Source organism: Paenibacillus sp. Y951, assembly GCF_056786395.1.
This window is the reverse complement of record NZ_JBXCIY010000028.1, coordinates 1-24,036: the sequence shown is the minus strand read 5'-3', so window position 1 is coordinate 24,036 and position 24,036 is coordinate 1. Positions and strand designations below refer to the sequence as shown.

Here is a 24,036-nt window from a genome sequence, read left to right as displayed (position 1 = left end):
CTGAGGTGATTAATCAGTGAGAGCATTTATGGATGAACAGTTTTTGCTAAGTAACGATACGGCAGTTAACTTATATGAGCAGTTTGCAAAGCCAATGCCTATTATCGATTATCATTGTCATCTTGATCCACAAGCAATCTTTGAAGATAAGCCATTCGCTAATCTGTCAGAAGTTTGGTTGTATGGTGATCATTATAAATGGCGGACGATGAGAGCTAATGGTGTAAAAGAACAATATGTTACTGGTGGCCAAGGGATAAGTGATTATGAGCGTTTTGTAGCTTATGCCAAAACCGTACCAATGCTGATTGGCAATCCATTATATCATTGGTCTCATCTAGAACTTAGACGACTATTTGGTATATATGAAATGATTAATGAAAAAAATGCACCAATCATTTGGGGAAAAGCCAATGAGCGTCTAAAGGAAGAGGGTTTTTCACCACGAGGTTTAATCCGTAGCTCCAATGTGCGAGTCGTTTGTACAACGGATGATCCAGTAGATTCGTTACAATATCATCTTAAATTAAATGAAGAACAAAACCTCGGATTTCAAGTAAGACCTACTTTCCGACCTGATAAGGCGTTAGAAATTAACAGGGCAACATTTTTTCCGTGGTTACAGCGCTTAGAAGAGGTATGTGGATATGACGTCAACCATTATAGCTTGCTGTTAAAAGCGCTAAAGGATCGCGTGCAATTTTTCCATGACACAGGCTGCTTATTATCTGATCATGCATTAGATAAAGTGATGTATGCAGATGCAACGATAGAGCAAGCAACAGAGATTTTTGCTAAAGCGCTACGTGGGGATGCAGTAACAATAGAAGAAGAAGCTGCATATAAAACCTATACCTTGATCTATCTAGCAGGCTTGTATGAGCAATTTGGTTGGACGATGCAGCTTCATATTAAAGCCCATCGCAATAATAATACAGCGATGTTTAATCAACTTGGTGCTGATACGGGATTTGATTCAATTAATGATGGACCATTAGCAGAGCCACTTGTCAAACTACTAGATGCAATTGAAAAATTGCCACGCACCATTCTCTATTCATTAAATGCTAGTGATAATGAAGTGCTAGCAACGATGATGGGCAGCTTCCAAGGTGGCGGCATTCCAGGTAAAATTCAGCTCGGTTCCGCATGGTGGTTTAACGATACGATCGATGGTATGCTGGCTCAGCTTAAATCACTGGCGAACATGGGCGTACTTGGCCGATTCGTAGGGATGTTGACCGATTCTCGTAGCTTCCTTTCCTACCCAAGGCATGAGTATTTCCGGCGTGTTTTGTGTAATCTGTTAGGTGAATGGGTTGAGTCAGGTCAGCTGCCAGAAGATATGGAGCTGCTGCAAACGATCATTGAAGGAATATGCTATCGCAATGCAGTGGAATATTTCCGGTTTGGTTCATAGGCGATTTGTTCGCCCTGCTCCTAAAATAAAGCAGGTAGAGGTTTATACTTAAAAAAGCGGCGTGAGTACAGTATTGAATCATACTGTGCTCACGCCGCTTCATATTATCTTCGTTTTACCGTATGTACGGTAAAACTATTATTTGTTAATAACGATTTCCTTGTTATTGATAGAAGCTTCACTTAATTGTGCAACATCTGTGAAGAAGTTAAGCGGTACATAAGTGTTACCTTCTACAATAATCGGTGCAGTGCCTAGCTCAATAGGAGCCATTCTAGCGAAAGTATAGCTATCTTTTCCAACTTGCAATGAGATTGCTATTCCAAGTGTAATTTCTCTGGTTTTATTTTCCCAGCCAACTTCATAGCCTAATGCTTCTGCAATTGCGCGAATAGGTACCATAACAACGCCATTTTCATCGGAATATGCTGCTGGTGCTTCAACTGTTTGACCATTAACAACAATTGATTTTTCTTCAATAGGAGCTGCTTCATCCTCTAATACAACAACTCTAATCGGAGTCGTTTGAGCAGGAATGCTTCTAGTTGTGATTGCATATTCAACAAACAAGTTTTTGTCCTGCAGACTGTCCTCATATGCTTTACCGTCAGCAGTTAGCACCTTTGTATCATCTCCAATATTAAGCACTAAATTGCCGGCAGAATTTTTAAGATTACTATCAAAACGATCTACCATAAATTGACGATCTTCTTTTACAAGAGCAATTGCAGATACATTATAACGCGGTGGATAAATCATTAACATTGGTGCATTAGTTTTGTAGAAAGCGATGATTTCTGCGCCAACTTCAAGTTTTTCATCAACAAACGTTAGCTCGGAAACATTTAGATGTACTGTAGTATCTTTGTCAAGTTGTACTTCTACTAATTGCTGTTTTCCGTCTTTGCCTGCTGGATTGATTGACTTAATTGTGCCGCGGACTTCTGCATAATCAGCCGTTACTTCAGGGGTTTCCTCCACAACTTCTTTATGGTCTAGCACAGTAATCTGTGCAGGATTAGTTTGAGCAGGAATACTGCGAGTTGAAACTGTGTAAGTTACCGCTAATAGGCGATCAGTGATTTCTCCTTCAAAAGCCGCACCGTCAGGTATAACAATTTTTGTATCGTCAGACGGATTAAGCTGTAAAGTGTTGTCCGTATTAACCAGTTCAGAATTGAAGTGATCTACGACAACATTACGTTCTTCATTGACAGCTGCGATAACAACTGCCTTATATTGAGGTGGGAAAATTAATATTGCAGGTGCTTGCTGATCATAGAACGCCATCATTTCAGTACCAATCGTTAGTTCATCCATAATATAAGTTGCATCTGTTACAACGAAATGAGTAATGCTGTTATCACTAGCTTTTAATTCTACTAGCTTAGCATTTTCGACCGCATTATAATTTGTAATCTCTTGAACAATTCCTGTAATGGAAGCAAATTGTTGAGTGTTTAATTTCACTTCTGAGTTGGATTCATTTTGAGTCGATATATTTGTTGGGATGGAAGTTGTTGCTCCGTTTGAAGCAGATACCATTCCTGCAGCCGACATGGAAAGGACAGCCACTGAAAGTGAGCTTACTATAGTTTTCTTTAATTTCTTGTTCATGTTGTAGGTCTCCTCGTTTGTTGAATAAGTATAGTCTAGCTGTTGTTGCTTTAAAACGTGTTGCTTATATAAACGGAGGATTGTCCAAAAAGGTTGCAATTATATGAATTAAATAGGGAGGAGGCAGGAAAGAATGATAATAAACACTGCTAAAAGCTGTCCGATTTGTCACAACGATAATAAATGTGACAATAATGCAGATACACTACATGGAGCCTGCGGGTGCAGTAATTCCTCGATTATTCACCACACAACACAAAATCCCAGGAAAAAGCGGATTTATCGGCTTTATCCTGGGATTCTCTTGTTCACTTAAAACAACTATTATATCTAAAAACACTTTGCAATTCACCCGATGTCGACTCTTCTCCCACCAAGAAGACTAAATTTAGCTTCTTAATATGAATAGTAGCAGGCTCTTCACTATAGGAAGGCAGGCAGCAGATGTATGTTTATGCAACATGAGTCCATTGTCTGCAGTAAATGATCTTATTATGTTGCTTCTTCTTCGCTTGCTTCTTCAGCAATTCGAGGTGCAATGATCGACACTAGTATCTCTTGCGGAGAGGACACTAAGCTGACGCCTTCAGGCAATTTAATTTCTCCGCCACGCAATACAGCACCAATATCAAAATCGGTAATATCAATTGTAATCGATGCTGGTAGATTTACAGGCAATGCTTGTACCTCAATGGCAGTGCTGTCTGTTTGAATAATACCGCCTAGCTTGGTACCTATTGGAGTACCTGTTATAATAATAGGAAGAAACATACGAACTTCCTCATCTTGGTTTACTATCAAAAAATCGATATGAATATATTCTTGTGTAATTGCATCCCGTTGTGCGTTTTCCAGCAATACTGGGAATTTTTCGGTATCACCAATCTGAAGCTGTACAATGCCAGCCCCTCCGCCTTTTGCCCATTGGTGAAAATCTTTCCGCGATATATGAATCATGGTATTGTCCAAACCTCTTCCAAAGATAATACCCGGTAAACGTCCTTTACTGCGTAAATGCTTCAATCCTGAACGGTTCAAGTGCTGTCGATGTTCTGCATGTATGGAAATACTCATAATAAATTAACTCCCTTTAAAATGTATTTGTATGCCCCAAAATCTTTCGCCACTATTGACTACTGATTTTACCCCCAACGTGGGGGGAGGTTGAGCAACATGAGATCGCCCCCTTTCAACTCACTAATATTCACATTAATATATAGCTGAAGGCACCCCGTCCCAATCGGAACGAAATGCCTTACTTTCTATAATCTTAACTCATTTTCATCATTATGTCGAATTAGGCAGCCTCTAAGGGGACTCAACTCATTTATTTGTGCGCTTGGAAAAGATATCGTTATGCCGTTCTCCATCAGGAATGATGCATAAGCATTCCTGATGGAAGGTGCGTAGTTATTGAATTGGATGTAGGTGAACTAGCGGGAAATTAATAGGGGATATGACATATTTCACGTAGCAGGAAATGTCGATAGGATTGATGAAGTTTACGTGTTGCCGGATAAATAAATTATTTAATATATACGCTGCCGAACGGTAAAACTTCCCTGAGTAATCGCTTTATCCAACCATCCTCGGAAAGTCTGTTCTCCAACTGTCGATCCCGAGAGCCGGTTTGAACAAGCACTGGTCCCGTACCACACAATTCCCATTGTACATTCATATGCTGGCTGGCCAAAGAATTACCGTAAACTGACAAACGAATCGATGCGTCCTCAGGATATGCGACTAATGCGCTTGTATCGACAAATAAAGGTGTATTTGGATCAAGCTGCATCGTCACAATATCACCAACTGTAATAATGCCTAATTTGCCTGGCCCAGAAAACTTAATGCGAATAAATTCCTTCGTTATCCATGCCGTTTTTAATTTGAGCACTTTACTGCGAAAGTTCATCCCTTCCGAGAAAAATACAACATGGCGAAAATCAAAGAGCAGGTTACTTTCCGCAGGAATATCAATTGACTCCATCGAAAAACCGGCAGGCAAACCGAGTAAAAAAGACGAAGGTCCTTGCAATCGTGTACGAATCCATTTTTTCTTACGATAAACGCCACCAATATCCATCAGCCTATCTTCGCGTCCAAGCGGCGAGCCTTGATAAGAGATGATAGCCTTAGAATGCAGTACATGCAGCGTTTCATCATCCTCTAGTGTAATATGAACATGTCCAATTGGCGGAGGCAATATTACATTCATGGCAATAATACCTTCCGCCTGCGATTGCGTTCTTGCTTACGCCAAACAGCAAAGCGCCAGACCCGGATAGAAAGGCTATAAAGAATAAACAACGCTATAATAGTGCTGATTGTTATAATTAATTTTTGAACAAATGATTTGCGATCCTGTTCTAACTTCTCCATTGTTAACAGCAAATTTTTATTTTCTTCAGCCAGCATTAGGGTCTGTTCACGATATTTTTCATTCTGCTCGCGATAATGCTCATTGATCTGCTGCAATTGTTCTTGCTGGAGTAGTAATTCCTCGGCCTGCTGCTGGGAAAGTTCAAGCAGTTCACGCTGCTCAGCAATTTGACCTTCCATCGCCTGCTTAGTGGCATCATATTGTTGTTGGATTTCTTCTACTCGATCCGGAATATCATATATATCCTTCACTCGGCCAAAGAAGCCAGCTTCTGCCGACGTTGCCATCATAGACATTATATTGAATGCTATGATCAACACAATACTATGTTTTAAAAAAGATTTCATAGTTCTCACCCGCTTCAACTCTATAATCATTTATATTATCTCTATATTATCTCATATCTACTATAAATCTGTCACCTATTGTCGCATAGTAAGAGAAAATCTCTATTAAGGAATTCCAAGAAAGAGTGAACGTGTTTAAAAACGTAATATTAAGTAACATATATTGCATTTGCTTGATTTGGATCATTTCACCAATACGTATAATGTAGCTGTTCCAGTTACGGAGTCCCGTAATCCGACGGGGACAAACCTTTGTCATTCTAAAGAAATGTTCCAAATCAATAATCCGGGAAGCTCTAGTGTTGGATCTCCATCTTCTAGCCACTAGCGCAAAGAAAGCAGAATTCTATTCGGGATTAATGATGCCGATTATGATGTTTGTGGTCAATGAGTCGCAATTGTCGGACCGAATGGAGCGGGGAAGATCACGATTGTCAAACTGCTTATGAGGTTTCACGACCTCGACGGAGGTATGATACTTATCGCTGGGCATGATCTTACTACATTCACACGACAGGATATTCGGAGTAAGTTCGGTATGGTGCTGCAGGATACTTGGCTGTTCAATGGCACGATTATGGAAAATATCCGATATGGTAACTTAAATGCGACTGACGAGGAAGTTATTGAATCTGCGAAGGAAGCTCAGATGGATCACTTTGTGAGAACATTAAGCGATGGTTATATGATGGAATTGAGTGAGGATACGGGCAACGTCTCGCAAGGACAGAAGGAATTGCTCACTATTGCTAGAGCTATATCCCTCGTATTCAAATGATGAAACTGTTCGTATTGCTATATCCGAAGTATTAAACAAAAAAGTCCACAGTGATTTACTTAGTTTTGAAGGGAATATAAAATGGGAAGGTAATCTAGATGAATTGAGGGACGGAAGGCAATGATCCTCGTAGATACAAGCCTATTCAACATCCTGTACCTATCAAAACTTACCTTCACGCTGCAGAAATATATCGCCAATGTCGTGAAAAAGGGTTTACAATAAGAAAAAAAATGATTGTTTAATCGCAGCTGTTACGATAGAATCTGAGAGTACTTTACTTCATAAAAATATTTAAGAGGCATTGGTTACCACTAGCCTCTTTTCGCTAAAATTAAGGAGTTGAGAATATGGCTGAAATCGATAATAGAGGAAAAGTAAATGAAATCGCTTTGCAATTCGCTGAAAGTTTACAGGGTCATATTCAAATACGCAGTCTTTACGTTTATGGTTCCTCCGTTAACGGAGGATTTACTGAAGATAGTGATATTGATATTGCGGTTGTTGCAGCTGAATTTAGGATTTCAGATCATTAAGTAGGCTGCACAATAGAATATACTTAAGAGCTCACTCATAAAATACTCTAAATACAATATCTTGATTATAGTTACCGAAGCCGCGCCCAAATAAAGTTAAGCCGCCTCGTCTACGACCGATATCTTCTGCTGTAAAGCGGAATGACCATTGGTCGTTTTTCCAATGGACATCGTTTAAGGTAACATCTGATATTTGTTGACCATCGACAAAGGTTCCCCCAGCATTAATTTTAAGTACTTTTAATAATCCATATTGATTGATGTCAGAGCCCCACCAGTCAGGTGTTAAGCGACCTCGCAAATTTCCGAAATCACCTGGGCTAGTCCATTTTCCTAGTTCTATTCCATTCATCGTAAACACTATATCTGAAGGCCATTTCTCATTGATATTGGGCGCTTCTGATCCAATTTCCATCGATATTTCAATTTCCTGCACAATTTGATCGATAAATAAATAGTTCGGAACCTTGTATTCTACATAGCCTTTCGCGAACCAAAGTATTCCAGCATTAACGCGTTCCTGGTCTAGAAAATATCTTGGATCATCGTAAAATCCAATCAACTTCTCAGTCGTTGCAATTCCACAAGTTGGTTGTGCCTGTAAATCATTGTAATGCCCCACAGGAATAGATAGCTCAACAACTTTTCTTGCAATGTCTGAAGAACTTGATAGTTTAATTTGCATAAAATTAGCAGATAGGGAGCAATATTTATAAGTGCCTGTACCGACTCTTTTCATCTGAGAGCTGACGATCCCTGCTTTTTGAAGCTTAGCGACATGAGAACTGACGATTGCGCTACTAAGATATAATTGTGCAGCCAATTCTTTAATATGCATTTCCCTCTTATCAAGTAGATCAATAATTTTAAGTCTTACTTCGCTTCCAAGTGCTTCATAAACTCGAAGTGAATCTGCGTTTGTTGTTAAATACATGATAATACCTCCGAAATTCAATAGAATAAGCATTTATGTTAATCCTCAATAATTTGATTGTATAAATGTCGTTAATGTACTTATAATTGTAGTATAAACGAATACAAGGATTAATAATATAGTTAACCCATGCTTTCGAAGCTACTTTTTGTTACAAAGAAGCTATACGGGAAGCTACAAAAAGTTAGCATATGCTTCCGATGTGACTTTTTATCGCAAGAAGTTATTTTAGGAAGCTATAAAAATTTTGAGGAGGAACAATAATTATGACTTTGAAATCAACGATGATTGTAGACAAAGATTTTCAGATAGCTGAGGTAGATCCTAGAGTTTATGGTTCTTTTATTGAGCACTTGGGCCGTGCAGTATATGGTGGTATCTATGAACCCGGTCATCCTACTGCGAATGAACAAGGTTTTCGTCGGGATGCATTAGAAGCGATTCAATCGTTAAATGTTCCGATTATTCGTTATCCTGGTGGAAATTTCGTGTCAGGGTACAACTGGGAAGACGGTGTTGGTCCGGTAAATGAACGTAAGAATAAGCTAGACCTTGCTTGGTGGACAACTGAACCGAATCTTGTAGGTACCAATGAATTTGCAGAATGGGCTAAGCTAGCTGGATCAGAAGTTATGATGGCAGTTAATCTAGGTACTAGAGGTATTGATGCAGCGAGGAATCTGGTAGAATATAGTAATCATCCTTCGGGCTCTTACTGGAGTGATTTGCGGATATCTCATGGTTATAAGGAGCCACACGCTTTCAAAACATGGTGTCTAGGCAATGAAATGGATGGACCATGGCAGATTGGATCTAAAACCGCTTACGAATACGGCAGGCTTGCTAATGAAACAGCTAAAGCGATGCGCTGGGTTGATCCAACATTGGAATTTGTCGCTTGTGGTAGCTCTAGTAGCGGTATGAGTACATTTGCTGAATGGGAAGCTACTGTATTAGATCTTACTTATGACAATGTTGATTACTTATCTCTACATCAATATTATAACAATAATGAAAATAATACTGCTAACTTCTTAGCCAAATCACTTGATTTGGATCAATTCATTAATAGCGTTGCTGCTACTTGTGACTATATTAAAGCGAAAAAGAAAAGCAAGAAAAAAATCTATCTATCTTTGGATGAATGGAATGTATGGAATACAATCGGGACTAGCACGGCGGAAGAACGCTGGCAGATAGCACCACCAGATCTGGAAGATGTTTATGATCTAGAGGATGCACTAGTTGTTGGTTGCTTGTTAATTACGATACTGAAGCATGCAGACCGCGTGAAAATGGCTTGTATGGCGCAGTTGATTAACGTTATTGCTCCGATTATGACAGAAAACGGCGGATCACTATGGTTACAAACGACATACTATCCATTCCTGCATACGTCTACCTTTGGTCGTGGAACGGTGCTTCATCCATTAGTTAATAGTCCAAAGTATGATTCCAAAGACTTTACAGATGTTCCTTACCTAGAGTCAATTAGTGTGTACAATGAAGAATTAGGTGAGGTAACTATTTTTGCGGTGAACAGACATTTGGAGGAGAGCTTGCAGCTTGATCTTGATCTACGCAGCTTTGGTTCAGTGACATTGATTGAACATATTGTAATGACTAATCAAGATATTAAAGCAGTGAATACGAAGCATAATCCGAACAATGTTGTACCTCAAACATGTGAAACAACGACAGTAGACGGTAGTCGCATTACTGCTCAGCTTTCAAAAACTTCGTGGAATGTTATTAGACTTAAAGTGAATGAAAAGTAAGCAATTGGAGTTATGAATGATGTAAAGATACGACTGGTAGGGTGTGATTTCGGTAATATACCGAAGTCACACCCTTTAATTTTCAGAACTAAACTAATGTGTAATCATAGTTGGTATCAGTCTATATGTAATGATTGCTCGCTCTGTTTTTTTGGCTGAATCGGTTTTACCCAACGAGGAGCCCACCAATTGGCTTTACCTAGTATTTTCATGAGAGCAGGTACAAGTATAAGACGAATTATAGTTGCATCCAAAATAATAGAAATAGTTAGTCCTAGTCCGATAGCTTTAATGAGTTCAATATCAGTAAAAATAAAGGCCCCAACTACACTGACTAGAATAATCGCTGCACTGGTTATTAGCCCGCCAGTTTTATTTAATCCCTCTGCTGTACTCAGTTCATTATCACCAGTATTTTCATATTCCTCCATAATTCTCGATATAAGCAATACTTCGTAGTCCATTGATATACCGAAGACAATGCCAAATATAATAACTGGTAGAGTAGAAGTAACATATCCGATAGAGGTAATATGAAAGAAATCAGCTAGAATTCCGAATTGGAATACAGATACAACGACACCTAAGCTAGCACCAAGGCTGAGAACATTCATTAATACTGCTTTGATGGGCAGAAGTATTGATTTGAAAACAAAGAACAAAACTATAAATGTGATGCTCATAACAAATGCTAAAAGCGGTAGAAGTCCGTCTTTAATTAATTCTAATACATCAACATCATTTGCAGCTTTACCTGTTACCCAATTTTCAAGTGGTGTTTCTAAGTTCCGAATTGCAAGTACGAGATTAGTTGTTTGGGAATCTTTGGGTTTCGAATCTGAAATTACAGAAATGATTGCTGCTTGAATGTTAATAAGTTTATTATTTTGGAGTTGTTCACTTATTTCTGGTGTAGCCAATAATGCCTCAATTTGTTCGGGATCATTTGTGTTTAATACATCCAAATAGCTTTTAACTTCTCGAACGTTAGGTAGTTCCTTAATTTGCTGAACAAAATTTTGAACATCAATTGTTGTTGAAGAATTTCCTATGTCAGTCGGAGTCTTCACCAATATTAAAATCGGGTTGCTTTCACTTTCGTCATATGTAGACTTCAGGAGATCAGACCCTTGTCTAGAATTATATTCCACAGGAATAACTTCTTCACTTGCCTCAGAAACTTTTATATCTGTTAACGGAATCATTAGGAAAATCATAAATGCAATGCAACTTAATGATGCAATTATTGGACGTTTCATTACAGATAGTGCAAATTTTCCCCACCACTTTTTATCTTCTCTATTTCTCCATCTAACAGGAATGACTTGAAGTTTATTAACTTTGTCACCTAAAATCCCAAAGATAGCAAGTAGAAGTGTATTGGCAGCCAAAACAGATATTGCTACGACCAAAACTCCACCTATAGCAAGACTTAAGAAAATATTCAAATCTATAAACAACAAGCCGAAGAGTCCAATAAATACTGCTAAACCTGAAAATACTATAGATCGACCAATGGTATGGCTTGTCATCGCTACAGCATTAGATAGAGAACTTTGTCGCTTCAATTCCTCTCGGAACCTACTGACCATAAATAGTGCATAGTCTATTCCGATAGCTAGTCCTATCATTGTCACAATATTAGGTAGAAAATTACTTAAAGCAACTTGTTCCCCAATGATAGAAGATATGCCTAATGTTATCGTAATACTCATCATAGCGATAATGACAGGTATTGAAGCAGCTATTAATGATCCAAAAACGATAAGAAGTACAATTAGTGCAACGGGAATTCCTATTGTTTCTGCTTTAATTATGCCCGATTGGCTTGCAGTCTGAAAATCATGGAATAATGCACCTTTCCCAGTAATATAAGTTTGAATCCCATCTAATTCAGTGACATGCTCTTGGATTTCATTAAATTTATCAATAGAATCATTTTGATTCAAATTCGTTGAAATGATTACGGATTGAGTATGTTTTGATTCACTGATTCGTTTTGTGTCGTTAAAAGAAATTCCAGTTACATAGTCCAAAGATTGAAGATCTTGTAGGGAAGACAAGAGTCGGTCTTTCTGCTCAGTTGAAGTTAAATCAAGATGGTCACTTTTGTAAACGATTGCTAAGGATGACAATGGGAAATCAAACTCATCTACAAGTGCAGTCGTTCCAATATCAGATTCACTTCCATAAGGAGTAAAGCCGTTTTCTTTGAATAGCTCAGGGGCTTTTACGGCGTATTGTGCAAATATGGCAAAGATAATAATCCAAACAATAAGAATAATCCAACGAAATCGATACATTAGATGACCCCAATTCCAATAAAACCCTCGTTTCTGCAATTCCTTCAAAGCATGATCCTCCTTTAAAATTAATTGTAATATGTTTGAATAAGTAATGATAATATAGCTACGACACATTTACAATAACTAGCATTTATATGTTAATATTCCAAACGTTTTTAGTCAATGTTTATTTTGTTTTACATATTATTCGTTTTTTATTGTAATTCGACATTAAGCTACAGCCCTCGCTATTGAACAGAATGAGGAAATTAGTTATAGTTTAAAAAAACCACTTATTATATTTTATGGTAATAGATAGAATAAAACTTATAGGAGGTTTTCTATAGAGGAATTTCATTATAATAAATTGTTACGTCTGTATATGGGAAAGGTTTCATTTTTATGTAGGAATAGGAGACTCAAGTGATATGGATGTGTATGCAATAAAGTTATATGAAAACCAAGCATCATGTTTAGTCTCACGTTGGATTTCATATGTGTCAAGAGAGAAACAGGAAGTCATTAAGAGATATCGTAACCCGGCAGACGCCCTTCGATCTTTAACTGCGGAATTGCTAGTACGAAAAATTATAAAGACCAAATTACATGTTTCTAATCGCAATATTCAATTTTCAAAAAATAGTTTTGGTAAACCATTTGCTATAGGTCTGAGCGATTTTCATTTTAATGTATCTCACTCTGGATGTTGGGTTGTTTGCGCCATAGACAATACACATGTAGGTGTTGATGTCGAGAGGATTAGAAAAATAGAGCCAATAGTAGCTGAGCGCTATTTCTCAAAAAAAGAAGCAGTTGAATTAAGAAACTTGAGAGAGAATTGCTTTTTGGAACGTTTTTTTGACTATTGGACAATAAAAGAAAGTTGTATAAAGGCTATTGGCCGTGGATTATCTATCCCGTTACAAAATGTGACCACTTGCTGGGATGAAGGGATAGGCTCAGGAACAGTAAGAATTGATAGAAATGATCGTATGTTCTATTTCAAGCAATTTATAATCGATCCGACATATAAGCTTACAGTATGTTCAGAACGTAACGAGTTCCCAAAATATGTGGAAAAATGCTCATGGTCTCAATTGGAAGCGTCGATGATTGAGTTGGCTGACGATTGATCATTAACATCTAATTCATTATTAAGAAGGAAGGTATCGATTATGAAAATATTTTTGATCATAATTATTGTGATTATTTTGGTTGGAATAGTTATATGGCAAAGTATGAAAATTTCAGCGCTTAGCAAACGAATGAAAGCTCCAGAAATAATCTTGCCATCCTTAAATGGCGAGAACTCCTTAATCGTCCCTAACAATAATAAGCCAACTTTTGTTGTTTTTTTTGCTTCTTGGTGTTCGGCCTGTCAGAGTAAAGCGCCCAATGTAATAAAACTATATGAAAAATACAACGTACATATGAATTTTAGAGCAGTTAACCTGACGTCTCTTGACAATAAAGAAAAGGCAAGCGAATTTTGTTTAAAGTATGGGTATTCTGCGTTAGGAGCGCTGTTGGATGAGAATGGTGAGGCAAGCAAATTGTATAAAGTAAAGTGGCTTCCTTTTGTATATTTTATTGATCGAAATGGATATATCGTAACGGGTGGATCAGGCTCCTCAACTTATGAGCAACTAGAAAGGGAAGTTCAATCATTAATCAATGAGAATTAGCAAGTGATCGATCTCATATTTGAAAAATTCAATATATATGGAGGGCTAGAATGAGAAGTGAAAATCAACTTTTGAGTTCAATGATTGCATTATGGGCAAAGCAAGTACCTGATCGAAAAGCGCTTATCTATTTGGAAAACGGAGATGATGCTACGGCCTTTATTACATACTTAGAACTTCATAAGAAAGCGCTGGCCGTTGCTAGTCACTTAAGAGATCGAGGACTAGTTGGAAAACGTGCATTGCTACTATTTCCTTCTGGGATTGATTATGTAGTTGCCTTTTTAGGATGTTTATATGCGGGAGTGATAGCTGTGCCTGTCTATCCACCAAAAAGCAATCACCATGCCCTTCGAGTTACAGCCATTGCACAGAATGCAGATGCACATATTGCATTAACTTTATCAAGTATATTGAAAGATAAAGCGATTCAAATGAATCATTTCAGAGATGGTAATCATATTGAAATGCTAGCTCTTGATGAATTGGATTTTACTGTATCAGGCTGGATGAATAAAGAAGTTAGTTCTGAAAAAATTGCTTATCTGCAATACACTTCAGGTTCCACTGGAAACCCCAAAGGCGTCATGGTCTTACATCAGAATATTGTTCATAACTTAACACTGATTCGGAATAATGTTGATTTTAATGAGGGAGAGATTAATGTTTCATGGCTTCCTGTATTTCATGATATGGGTCTAGTTCAAGGGATCATGTTACCGATAGCTTTTGGTGGCACAGGAGTGTTTATGCCCCCTGTTTCTTTTATAGAAAAGCCGATTCGTTGGTTAGAAGCCATTTCCAATTATAAAGCAGTTACAAGTATTGCACCTAATTTCGCCTATGATCTATGTGTAAGGAAAATAAATGAAGACCAATTACATTCTTTGAATTTATCTGCATGGAGATGTGCGGGCAATGGAGCAGAACCAATCTCTAATTCTACGATACAGAGCTTTTCTGATAAGTTTTTTAGTTGCGGATTTCAGAAAGATTTCATAGTTGGTGCCTATGGACTTGCAGAGGCAACACTCTTTGTAACAACTAAGCCTATAGGACACAAGGTTAGTACTATTTTTGTTGACAAGGTTGCTTTGGAGCATGATTTAGTGGAATGCAAGGAAGAGGGTACTAATCAAACACAAGCGTTCGTTTCCTCGGGGCATGTTCTTGACGGTTTTGATATTCTAATAGTTAATCCCGATACGGCTGTGGAACGTGAAGCAGGACAGATAGGTGAGGTCTGGTTACATGGTAGCAGTATATGCGCTGGGTATTGGGATGATCCTGTAGAAACGGAGATTACTTTCAAGGCTGTTCTTGCCAATAACACAGCGAAAAACTATTTAAGAACAGGGGACCTTGGATTTATTTACGAAGGTGAACTGTATATAACAGGAAGGTTGAAAGACTTAATTATCGTTCGCGGGACAAATCATTATCCTCAGGATATTGAGAATACGGTGGAGATGACTAGTTCTATTCTTCGTGCAGGTGGTTGGGGAGCAGCTTTTACTATTAGAGAAGATGGCGAACAGCGCCTCGTTGTAGTACAGGAGGTTGAACGAACAAAAAGAAGAAATATTAATATAGATAACCTAGGATTCCAAGTCATGAAAGCAATTGCAGAAGTACATGGAATTGAGCTGGATTGCTTAATATTGGTTAATCCAGGGACGGTTCCTAAGACATCAAGCGGGAAAACTCAGCGAAAATTGTGCAAGCAGTTATATATCGATGGACAATTAAAGGAAATAGGCCGCTGGACAAGATCTAAGTCAACTTCAGTAGATATGAGTAATGAAGAGACTAAACTGAAAAAACTTAGCCGTTCGAAGTACATCGAATTACTTCGCCAGCTAACAGCGAAGTACGTGGGGGGGGGTGAGAACAATATTTCGACGGAACTTCCGTTTACCTCGCTAGGGCTTAGTTCTGTTCAAGTTGTTGAGTTGGTAGAGGAAGTGAATTCTTCACTTGGCATGTCACTCCCTTCAGCCATTGTTTTCGAATACCCTACGATTGCGAGCTTAGCTAACTACTTAATTGGCTCCTCTGAGTCGACCTCTTCGAAAACGGACTCATATGAACCGATCGCGGTAATTGGTATGGACTGCAGATTACCTGAAGTTGAAGGAATAGAACAATTCTGGGAGCTTCTTACAACTAATCGAGAGGTCATAACCGTGGTTCCAGAAGAACGCAAGAAATTAACAGGGTATGCTGCGGGTAATAATGATGCGTATCGTTGGGGCGGATTTATATCTGGCATCGATCAATTTGATGCGGCCGTATTTAATATTTCCCCTAGAGAAGCGAAGAGTATGGACCCTCAACAAAGACTTTTATTGGAAACAACATGGAGAGCTTTAGAGTCAGCTAATATACCGCCAAACAGGTTATCAGGTTCTGATACAGGTGTATTTATTGGAATAAGCACGAATGATTATTTGCATCTAAAGCGTAAGGCATCGGATACGGAGGATGCATACACAGGAACGGGAAATGCGTTCAGTATTGCGGCTAACCGCATTTCATATTGTTTAGGACTTCAAGGGCCTAGTATGGCAATTGATACAGCATGTTCCTCTTCATTGGTAGCGGTTCATCAGGCTTGCAGAAGTCTGAGTACAGGGGAAAGTAGTCTTGCCATTGCCGGTGGAGTCAATCTAATCTTATCTGAGGCTAACGGGAAAATTTTCACGGAAGCGCAGATGTTATCACCAAATGGCCGTTGTCGAACATTTGATGATAGCGCAGATGGCTATGTAAGAGGCGAGGGTTTAGGGGTCGTCGTGTTAAAGCGACTTTCCGAAGCTATTAGTAATGGGGATCCCATTCTCGCTGTTATAAGAGGATCGGCAGTAAATCAAGACGGATATAGTAATGGTCTTACTGCTCCTAATGGGCTTTCTCAACAAAGAGTTGTTGCACAGGCTCTGGAAAATGCGGGTTTCTCTCCTGCTTCGATTGGATATGTTGAAACTCATGGTACGGGAACTCCATTAGGTGATCCAATAGAGGTCCGCTCACTTCGAGCTATTTTGGATGCTGACTTACCAGAAAAATTGGATACCTGTTGGTTAGGGGCATTGAAGACTAACATCGGCCATTTGGAATCAGCAGCTGGGATAATGGGTTTGATAAAGACGGTTCTTGTACTTCAAAAGGGATATATACCAGCAAACTTCAATTTTACAAAGTTGAATAGACATATTGATTTAGAAGGTAGTCGATTGCAAGTGGCATCTTCAATGAAAGAATGGATTAGACCTAAACATCATCCTTATCGTGCAGGTGTTAGCTCATTTGGCTTTGGAGGGACGAATGCTCATATTGTTCTTGAGGGTTTCGAATCAAATGTAATTGACACGTACAAAAATGAGGAAATCAACGAAGAGAACAGTCGCCCACAATTGCTAACCTTATCCGCACAATCAGAAGATAGTTTGGATAGGTTGTCTGAACAATATGCGCAAGTGTTTGCTACGGTAAGCAGTCCTAAAGATCTCCAAGAACTATGTGACAGCATCAATATCGGACGTGCTCATTTGACGGAACGATTGGCTATCGTGGGGAGAACCGGTAATGAAATGGCTATTGCTTTAAAAGGCAAAGCACATGGACGAATCCGTACTCGTGCCAAGAATCAACCGAAAGTAGCATTTCTGTTCACTGGACAAGGCTCTCAATATCTCAATATGGGGAAACAACTTTATTTGGAAGAGCCTGTATTTAGAAAATATTTGAATCGTTGTGATGATATCATTTATAAATTTATAGGCGTTTCGATCCGAGAGGCTATGTTCGATGCTGACTCTAGCTTATTATCCGATACGCAAATCATCCAACCTGCATTGGTATCTTTACAACTTGCACTAGTGGAACAATGGAAGTACTGGGGGGTTGAACCGGAATTATTGGTAGGTCATAGCGTTGGTGAATATGCGGCAAGCTGCGTAGCGGGAATAATGGATTTAGACACAACGTTGAAAATAGTTTGCGAGCGTGGAAGAATTATGGCGTCTGCCCCAGGTGAAGGAGTAATGGTATCGGTTGATGCAAGTATGAATGAAATTGAGAATGTCTTAGGAGATTTGTTGCAACTCATCGACGTGGCTGCAATAAATACAGATACTACTTTAGTTCTTTCAGGTTCTGAAAATTTAATTAATGCTTCTATTGATCTCCTAAATAATATCGGGATCAATACTAACAAGTTAAAAGTAAGTCATGCCTTTCATTCTCGTCTAATGGATCCGATTCTATCAAATTTAGCAGATGTCTTGAAGGATGTTCAACTACTAGAACCTATTAAGCGTATCATTACAACGGGTGGAACGGTGAATGGGGATGTTACAAACACGTCCTATTGGATTGAGCAGGTAAGGCAACCAGTGTTATTTGCAGACGCTATTCGAACCTTAGAAGCGAAGGGTGTTGATTTATTCGTTGAAATCGGACCAGCACCAGTATTAATCGGACTTGGACAACGATTGATTGAATCTGGTACATGGCTACCTAGTATGAGAAAAGGCATTGATGATGAGCAAATAATGAAATATTCATTAGGTGCACTTTTCGCATCAGGATTAAAGGTTAAGCTTGAGAATCTATCGGATCGTAAAACCACTTCAGTTGCTAAATTGTTATTATATCCCTTCGATCGAAAATCGTATTGGTACACAAAACAGGCAGTAATTCATAAGTCTCTTGAAAATAGGAGTGAGACCAGATCATTACTTGGTAACCAAATGGAAGTAGCAATGAATGATGTGAAGTGTTTTAAATCGACATTACCAGGTCTTTCTGGACAATTTCTGTTTGAACATCGTGTGGGAGAGCTAAGCATTATGCCAGGAGCAGGATATGCTAGTTTAGCGATCGCGGCACTTAGACAATCAAAACTAGCTACTAGTAATGATACTATCATTCTACGAGAACTACAATTTAATCGACCGCTATATCTATTACAAGAAGATGTTCAAGTACAGACAATTTTGCAGTGTAAAGAGAATAATGGTAAATTATGGAACGTAAAAATAATGGCATGGGAATCTAAATCTAATCAATGGGATTGTTATGCATCAGGCACTCTTGAAGCAATACAGACAACGGAAGAGAAGTCGAATGGAGTGAACTTACTACATGATCCAGAAGATAGAACGAATACTTCTAAGTTTTATAACGATTGGGCTGATCGTGGAATTCAGTACGGCAAAAGCTTTCAATCTATTAAACAATTAACGTGCATAGAAGAGACTGTACACAGTGAAATTATACTGAATGTAGACGCAGACTTTATTGCGGTAGAGGAAGCTATCCACACACTGGTTTGGGACTCAGCGTTTCAGAGTTTAGGTGCTTTATTTCTGGAATCTGATATGAAAAAAGAATGTGTTCCATTACCTAACGGCATTGAATCACTTGTAGTATACCGGGATTGCCAGGCGAATGAGACGTTGCATGTTGAAGCGAAATTACGTGAGCAATATGAAAGTGGAATAATTGCAGATATTTTGATTCATGATTGTCAAGGTAATCTAGTTGCTGAGATTACAGGATTACATGCTGTTTGGGTAAATGTGAAGGAATACAGCAAATCCGAAGAGAACTTACATGCTGGAATGCATTACTCTACAACATGGAGTTCAATAAAAGAGGATAAGTCTCATTATGCTGGTGACGGAAATTCAATTTTATACGTTTACACTTCACAATCAACGGCGGTTAAAGAAGCTGTTAAATTGCATCATGCACAAAATATTTGTTACGAGATACTTCTTGATCATGAGAATCAACAACTTACCACGAATAGCTGGCAAGTGGAGTTAACTGATCCTGAGGGCTTACAGACTATTTTAGGGAAGATTTCCAAAGTAGATACCATCTATTTCTTCGGAGGGATTCAAAGTGAGTTAACACATTCACCTGATCAATTACCTCTGAACATGGCCGAAGAGCAAGGGGTCATTTCATTTTTCCGATTGCTTAAAGGCTTGGTACAGCACAATTACGTCAATCAATCACTAATGATCAAGAGTGTTACAAATGGGACATATGCCGTCGCACTTGATGAGAATATCCAACCTATAGGAGCAAGTATCCATGGATTAATAAAATCTGTAGCGAAAGAGTACTCGGAATGGAACTTCGTGCAATTAGATATAGGCATTGATGAACCCGCTGGAGAAAGAGAGTTTCTCTATGATTTAGGAGCATTAATTACCGCAGAAGGAGTTCAAAATAACGCACATGTCGTAGCTATTCGCCAAGGTGTTCGGTATTTACGGATGTTAAAGCATATAGAGCTGGATCGATCATTGAAAACTCCTTATAGAAAACAAGGAGTCTATCTTATTCTAGGGGGCTCTGGTGGAATTGGATTTGAGTTAAGTAAATTTTTAGCAAAAAACTTTAATGCAAATCTTGTTCTCGTGGGACGTTCGGAATTAAAAGAGGAATTACAATTAAAAATCGATGAGATATCACAATTGGGTGGACAGGCTCTGTATATCCAGGCTGATGCAAATGACGCACAAAGTATTCGTAGTGCCGTAGCCATAACTAAACAGCGGCTTGGAACGCTAAATGGTGTCATTCATTCCGCGTTGGTACTAAAGGATAAGGCACTCGCTAACATGGATGAAACGATGTTAAGAAACGTACTGGGGCCAAAAGTTGTTGGCAGTATTAATCTTTATGAGGCCGTAAAAGATGAACCACTCGACTTTCTATTGTATTTTTCATCGGTGCAATCATTTATCGGGAATGCAGGACAGTCTAATTATGCAGCAGCTAGTACTTTCCAAGATGCCTTTTCTGAGACTATAGCTAGACAATCGTCACTCAACGTAAAGACGATTAATTGGGGCTTTTGGGGAGAGGTCGGTGTTGTGGCGGATGAATTTCATCGCCAAATAATGTCCAAACAAGGAGTAGAGCCAATCTTAATTGATGAAGGTCTAGAGACCATTACTCTTGCGTTATCATCTCCAATTCAGCAGCTTATTGCAATTAAAGCAAAGGGAAATGTATTGCGATTGATGGGTGTTGAACCTTCTGAACTTGGCTATTCTTCATCAAACGAGGCAATAGTTAATCTTCAATATGTTTCACCCAATGAATTGGAAAAAATGTCGGAAGAGAGAGCACAAGCTGCTATTTTAGAAGTTTTTAAAAAGATAGTTGGTTCCGTGCTAGGTATTGATGCTGAGCGAGAATATACAGATAATCAGCATTTATTAGATTTAAAGCTTTCTACGCTGGGGCTAGACTCACTAATGGCGATGGAACTGCGCAATCAAATACGATCATGGGTAAGGGTAGATATTCCTGCACATATGTTGATTGGAGGTAGCAGTGTCGCTGAAGTGATTGGATTGATACAGCAAAAGCTACTTTTGAGATCTTTGAGTGATGCACAAATGAATAGTAACGAATCAGAAGAAGAAGAATTAGAGGAGCTAGTGTTATGAATTTGTTAGGTTTTCTACAGACTCTTAAAACTCGAAAAATTATTCTTCAGCCAGATGGTGAATCCTTAAAAATACATGCCCCAAAGGGTGCGTTAACTCAAGAAATAAGGGAAATTCTAATTACAAAGAAACAAGAATTACTAACATTATTGAAAGAAACAGGAGCAGACGATGGAGCACCAATTCCACAATGTGAACCTGACTCTTTGAATCTCTATGAGCCTTTTCCACTATCTGATTTGCAACTTGGCTTCTACTTGGCTGATGATCCCTATATGGAGTTCCATGTTCGTCCACATTATTATATTGAGCTAGATTCAGTTGAGTTAGATATTGAACGCTATGAACAGGCTTGGAATAAGGCATTGCTTCGCCACAGTAGAGAAATTGTGATTCTTCTTCCTAATGGTTCTTTGCAAGTAGTTAAAGATCCGCAGCCAATACGCTGCAAGGTTGTGGATGTTCGTCATTGTTCTGTTTCTGAAGCTAATAAAGCTTTAAATCTTGTCAGGGAGGAAATGAAGAGATGCGAACTGCCATTGGATGTATGGCCGTGGATTGATCTTCGAGTGTCTCTTTGGGAAGAAGCGGGAATAAGCCATGCTCGTATTCATTACAATCATAATAACTTCTTTTGGGACGGGTATGGAACGAATCTACTACTGCAGGAGGTTAATAAATTATACAATAATCCCAATTTATCACTCCCGAGACTTCATCTTAGCATTCGGGATGCAACCCTTGCGCTTGAGCAATTAGCTACATCATCACAAGGTGTGGAAGCACGGCGATATTGGGAGGCAAGGTTACCGAATTTACCAAGTCCACCGAATTTGCCACTTCTTGCGGGAATCAATCGTCGAGTCCGTTCGAAGCTTAATCGTCGTGAAAAAATAATAAATAACGAGGTTTGGAAATTATATAAATTAAACGCAAAACAATTCGGTTTGACTCCGTCTAATGCCCTATTTACAACTTATGCTGAAATCATATCGGCGTGGAGCAATAGCAGACATTTTGTTCTTAGCAATATGATGACTCGTAGACTAAATATTCATCCAGAAATTAAAGATATTTTAGGGAATTTCGCATCTCTATATCCATTAGAGATTGATTTTAGAGAGGTTTCGACATTTGTTGATCGAGCAAGACAAATACAGGAACAAGTAATTCTAGACGCAAGGTATCTCCATTGGGGCGGTATGCAGGTTATGCAGGCATATAATCGACAAACGGGTGGCTTCGGACAATCAGCAATTCCTTTCGTAGTCGGAAGCGGGTTATTTATGTCTGATTTTGAACGTGCCGACTTTAGTTGCTTAGAGACTTCTCAGGTTATGTTGGACCACCAATTCTGGGAGATGACTGATGGCGATTTATATTTTGTATGGGATCTGCTTGAAGATTTTTTTCCTGAAGGATTAATCGATGATATGTGGGAGGCCTATGCGGGTCTGATCGAAAGGCTTGCTCGATCTACTGAGCTTTGGAATCAGCAAATGATCCCACTCATTCCAGCAAAACATGTGGAGGAGAGGCAAGAGGTTCATCAACAGTCTGAAGAGAAGCTAACGTTTCGTTTGGAAGAGTTGCTCCAGTATACGGCAACGACTACTCCTGAATCCATCGCTTATCAATCGCATGGTAGTACATTAAGTTATCGGGAACTTGCACAGGCTAGTGATCGGATCGCTAACATGCTCAGTCGGCACGGGGTAAAACAGGGAGTACATGTAGCTATTCTTGCAGATCGTGGGCCTGAATTACTGCAAGCTGTATATGGGATTCTTAAGGCAGGAGCGGCTTATGTACCGATTGATCCAAGCTTGCCAGACGAACGATTGTCTTACTTGCTCGATAATAGCGAAGCAGTAATTATTGTAGCCCAGGACAAGTATATCGCAGATAATCTTACAGCGACATCATCCCTACCGGTACTGTCGATTAGAATGCTAGTTCAAGGGCAAGAAGAAGCTGCTGCGATTCACACTGGAGCGACTACGAGTGATTTAGCCTATATCATCTACACTTCAGGATCAACTGGCAGACCTAAAGGAGTCATGATTCCGCACAAAGGCGTCGTGAATACGATTGAAGATATCAACTCTCGGTTTCATGTGGGACCAGAGGATCGAATATTGGGCGTATCATCCTTTGGTTTTGATTTATCAGTTTATGATCTGTTTGGAGCAGCGGCCGCAGGCGCTACGCTGATCTATCCAGATCCGGATCGTACATTGAACCCGTCTCACTGGGTACAGCGAATGCTAGAAGAAGGGGTCACGATATGGAATTCCGCACCGCCACTAGCAACACTGCTAGTTGAAGCGGCAGAGAATCGGGGTGTTCAGCTACCGAAGCTTAGACTCGTACTACTGAGTGGGGATTGGATCCCCATTGACCTTCCGAGTCGGATTCGGAAGATCGCACCGCAGGCTAAAGTGGTCAGTCTAGGCGGAGCTACAGAGGCGTCGATCTGGTCGATCCTATACGAAATTGATGAGGTGGACCCTTCTTGGAAGAGCATTCCATATGGCTATCCGATGAACAATCAGTCTTGGTTTGTGTTAGATGAGTGGGGTCGTTCTGCACCAACATGGACGCAGGGAGAATTGTACATCGGAGGCAACGGTTTGGCGCTTGGATATTGGAAGGACGATGAGAAGACAACGGCCAGTTTTATAGAACATCCTAAAACCAAGGAACGGATATACCGTACTGGCGATATGGGGAGATATCTTCCTGGTGGAGTCATTGAATTTTTGGGAAGAAAGGATGCTCAAGTGAAAATACAAGGG

The 24,036-nt window shown here is 39.3% G+C and carries 13 protein-coding genes and 1 pseudogene; 8 read left to right on the top strand and 6 right to left on the bottom strand.

All coding sequences use genetic code 11. The features are described from left to right. Positions 1-16 precede the first annotated feature (16 nt). Positions 17-1,420 (top strand): glucuronate isomerase, encoded by a 1,404-nt coding sequence (gene uxaC, locus AC1TPB_RS23275; protein ID WP_482078674.1) that lies wholly within the window; start codon positions 17-19, stop codon positions 1,418-1,420. Between the two features lie 138 nt (positions 1,421-1,558). Here uxaC and AC1TPB_RS23270 read toward each other — a convergent pair whose 3' ends face one another. From AC1TPB_RS23270 to AC1TPB_RS23255, 4 genes are all read right to left on the bottom strand, one after another. Continuing rightward, positions 1,559-3,037 carry a copper amine oxidase N-terminal domain-containing protein gene (locus tag AC1TPB_RS23270; protein WP_482078673.1) on the bottom strand — a complete coding sequence of 493 codons (1,479 nt, stop codon included), beginning with the start codon at positions 3,035-3,037 and terminating at the stop codon, positions 1,559-1,561. A 492-nt stretch (positions 3,038-3,529) separates the two neighbouring features. After that, positions 3,530-4,111: a 50S ribosomal protein L25 gene (locus tag AC1TPB_RS23265; RefSeq protein ID WP_482078672.1), complete on the bottom strand. Its 582-nt coding sequence runs from the start codon at positions 4,109-4,111 to the stop codon at positions 3,530-3,532. A 451-nt stretch (positions 4,112-4,562) separates the two neighbouring features. Next, on the bottom strand, positions 4,563-5,252 hold the full coding sequence (locus AC1TPB_RS23260) for an AIM24 family protein (RefSeq protein ID WP_482078671.1): 690 nt from the start codon (positions 5,250-5,252) through the stop codon (positions 4,563-4,565). After that, the gene (locus AC1TPB_RS23255; RefSeq protein ID WP_482078670.1) at positions 5,249-5,764 is read right to left on the bottom strand and encodes a hypothetical protein; all 516 of its coding nucleotides are present in this window, start codon (positions 5,762-5,764) and stop codon (positions 5,249-5,251) included. Before AC1TPB_RS23255 ends, AC1TPB_RS23260 begins: the two co-directional genes overlap by 4 nt. 391 nt (positions 5,765-6,155) lie before the next feature. Between AC1TPB_RS23255 and AC1TPB_RS23250 the strand changes: the two are divergent. Both AC1TPB_RS23250 and AC1TPB_RS23245 read left to right on the top strand, forming a co-directional pair. Beyond that, positions 6,156-6,524 (top strand): annotated as a pseudogene (locus tag AC1TPB_RS23250) (ATP-binding cassette domain-containing protein); the annotation flags it as partial. 368 nt (positions 6,525-6,892) lie between these two features. After that, a complete protein-coding gene (locus AC1TPB_RS23245; protein WP_482078669.1) occupies positions 6,893-7,078 on the top strand; it encodes a nucleotidyltransferase domain-containing protein in 186 nt (61 codons plus the stop codon). Between the two features lie 31 nt (positions 7,079-7,109). Here AC1TPB_RS23245 and AC1TPB_RS23240 read toward each other — a convergent pair whose 3' ends face one another. After that, on the bottom strand, positions 7,110-8,012 hold the full coding sequence (locus AC1TPB_RS23240; RefSeq protein WP_482078668.1) for an ArsR/SmtB family transcription factor: 903 nt from the start codon (positions 8,010-8,012) through the stop codon (positions 7,110-7,112). A 266-nt stretch (positions 8,013-8,278) separates the two neighbouring features. Here AC1TPB_RS23240 and arfA point away from each other — a divergent pair, with 266 nt between their 5' ends. Further along, positions 8,279-9,790, top strand: a complete 1,512-nt coding sequence (gene arfA / locus AC1TPB_RS23235; protein WP_482078667.1) for an arabinosylfuranosidase ArfA — start codon at positions 8,279-8,281, stop codon at positions 9,788-9,790. 116 nt (positions 9,791-9,906) lie between these two features. On the opposite strand, the gene AC1TPB_RS23230 is transcribed toward arfA, so the two are convergent. Further along, on the bottom strand, positions 9,907-12,141 hold the full coding sequence (locus tag AC1TPB_RS23230) for an MMPL family transporter (protein ID WP_482078666.1): 2,235 nt from the start codon (positions 12,139-12,141) through the stop codon (positions 9,907-9,909). Positions 12,142-12,503: 362 nt separating this feature from the next. On the opposite strand from AC1TPB_RS23230, the gene AC1TPB_RS23225 reads away from it, so the two are divergent. The 4 genes from AC1TPB_RS23225 to AC1TPB_RS23210 form a co-directional block, all read left to right on the top strand. Further along, positions 12,504-13,208, top strand: coding sequence for a 4'-phosphopantetheinyl transferase family protein (locus tag AC1TPB_RS23225; protein ID WP_482078665.1), 705 nt, complete (start codon positions 12,504-12,506; stop codon positions 13,206-13,208). A 42-nt stretch (positions 13,209-13,250) separates the two neighbouring features. Continuing rightward, positions 13,251-13,760 (top strand): TlpA family protein disulfide reductase, encoded by a 510-nt coding sequence (locus AC1TPB_RS23220; RefSeq protein ID WP_482078664.1) that lies wholly within the window; start codon positions 13,251-13,253, stop codon positions 13,758-13,760. Between the two features lie 50 nt (positions 13,761-13,810). Further along, positions 13,811-21,238 carry an SDR family NAD(P)-dependent oxidoreductase gene (locus AC1TPB_RS23215; protein WP_482078663.1) on the top strand — a complete coding sequence of 2,476 codons (7,428 nt, stop codon included), beginning with the start codon at positions 13,811-13,813 and terminating at the stop codon, positions 21,236-21,238. Next, positions 21,235-24,036 (top strand): non-ribosomal peptide synthetase (locus tag AC1TPB_RS23210; protein ID WP_482078662.1); only part of this gene is annotated, 2,802 nt, incomplete at its 3' end. The genes AC1TPB_RS23215 and AC1TPB_RS23210, both read left to right, overlap by 4 nt.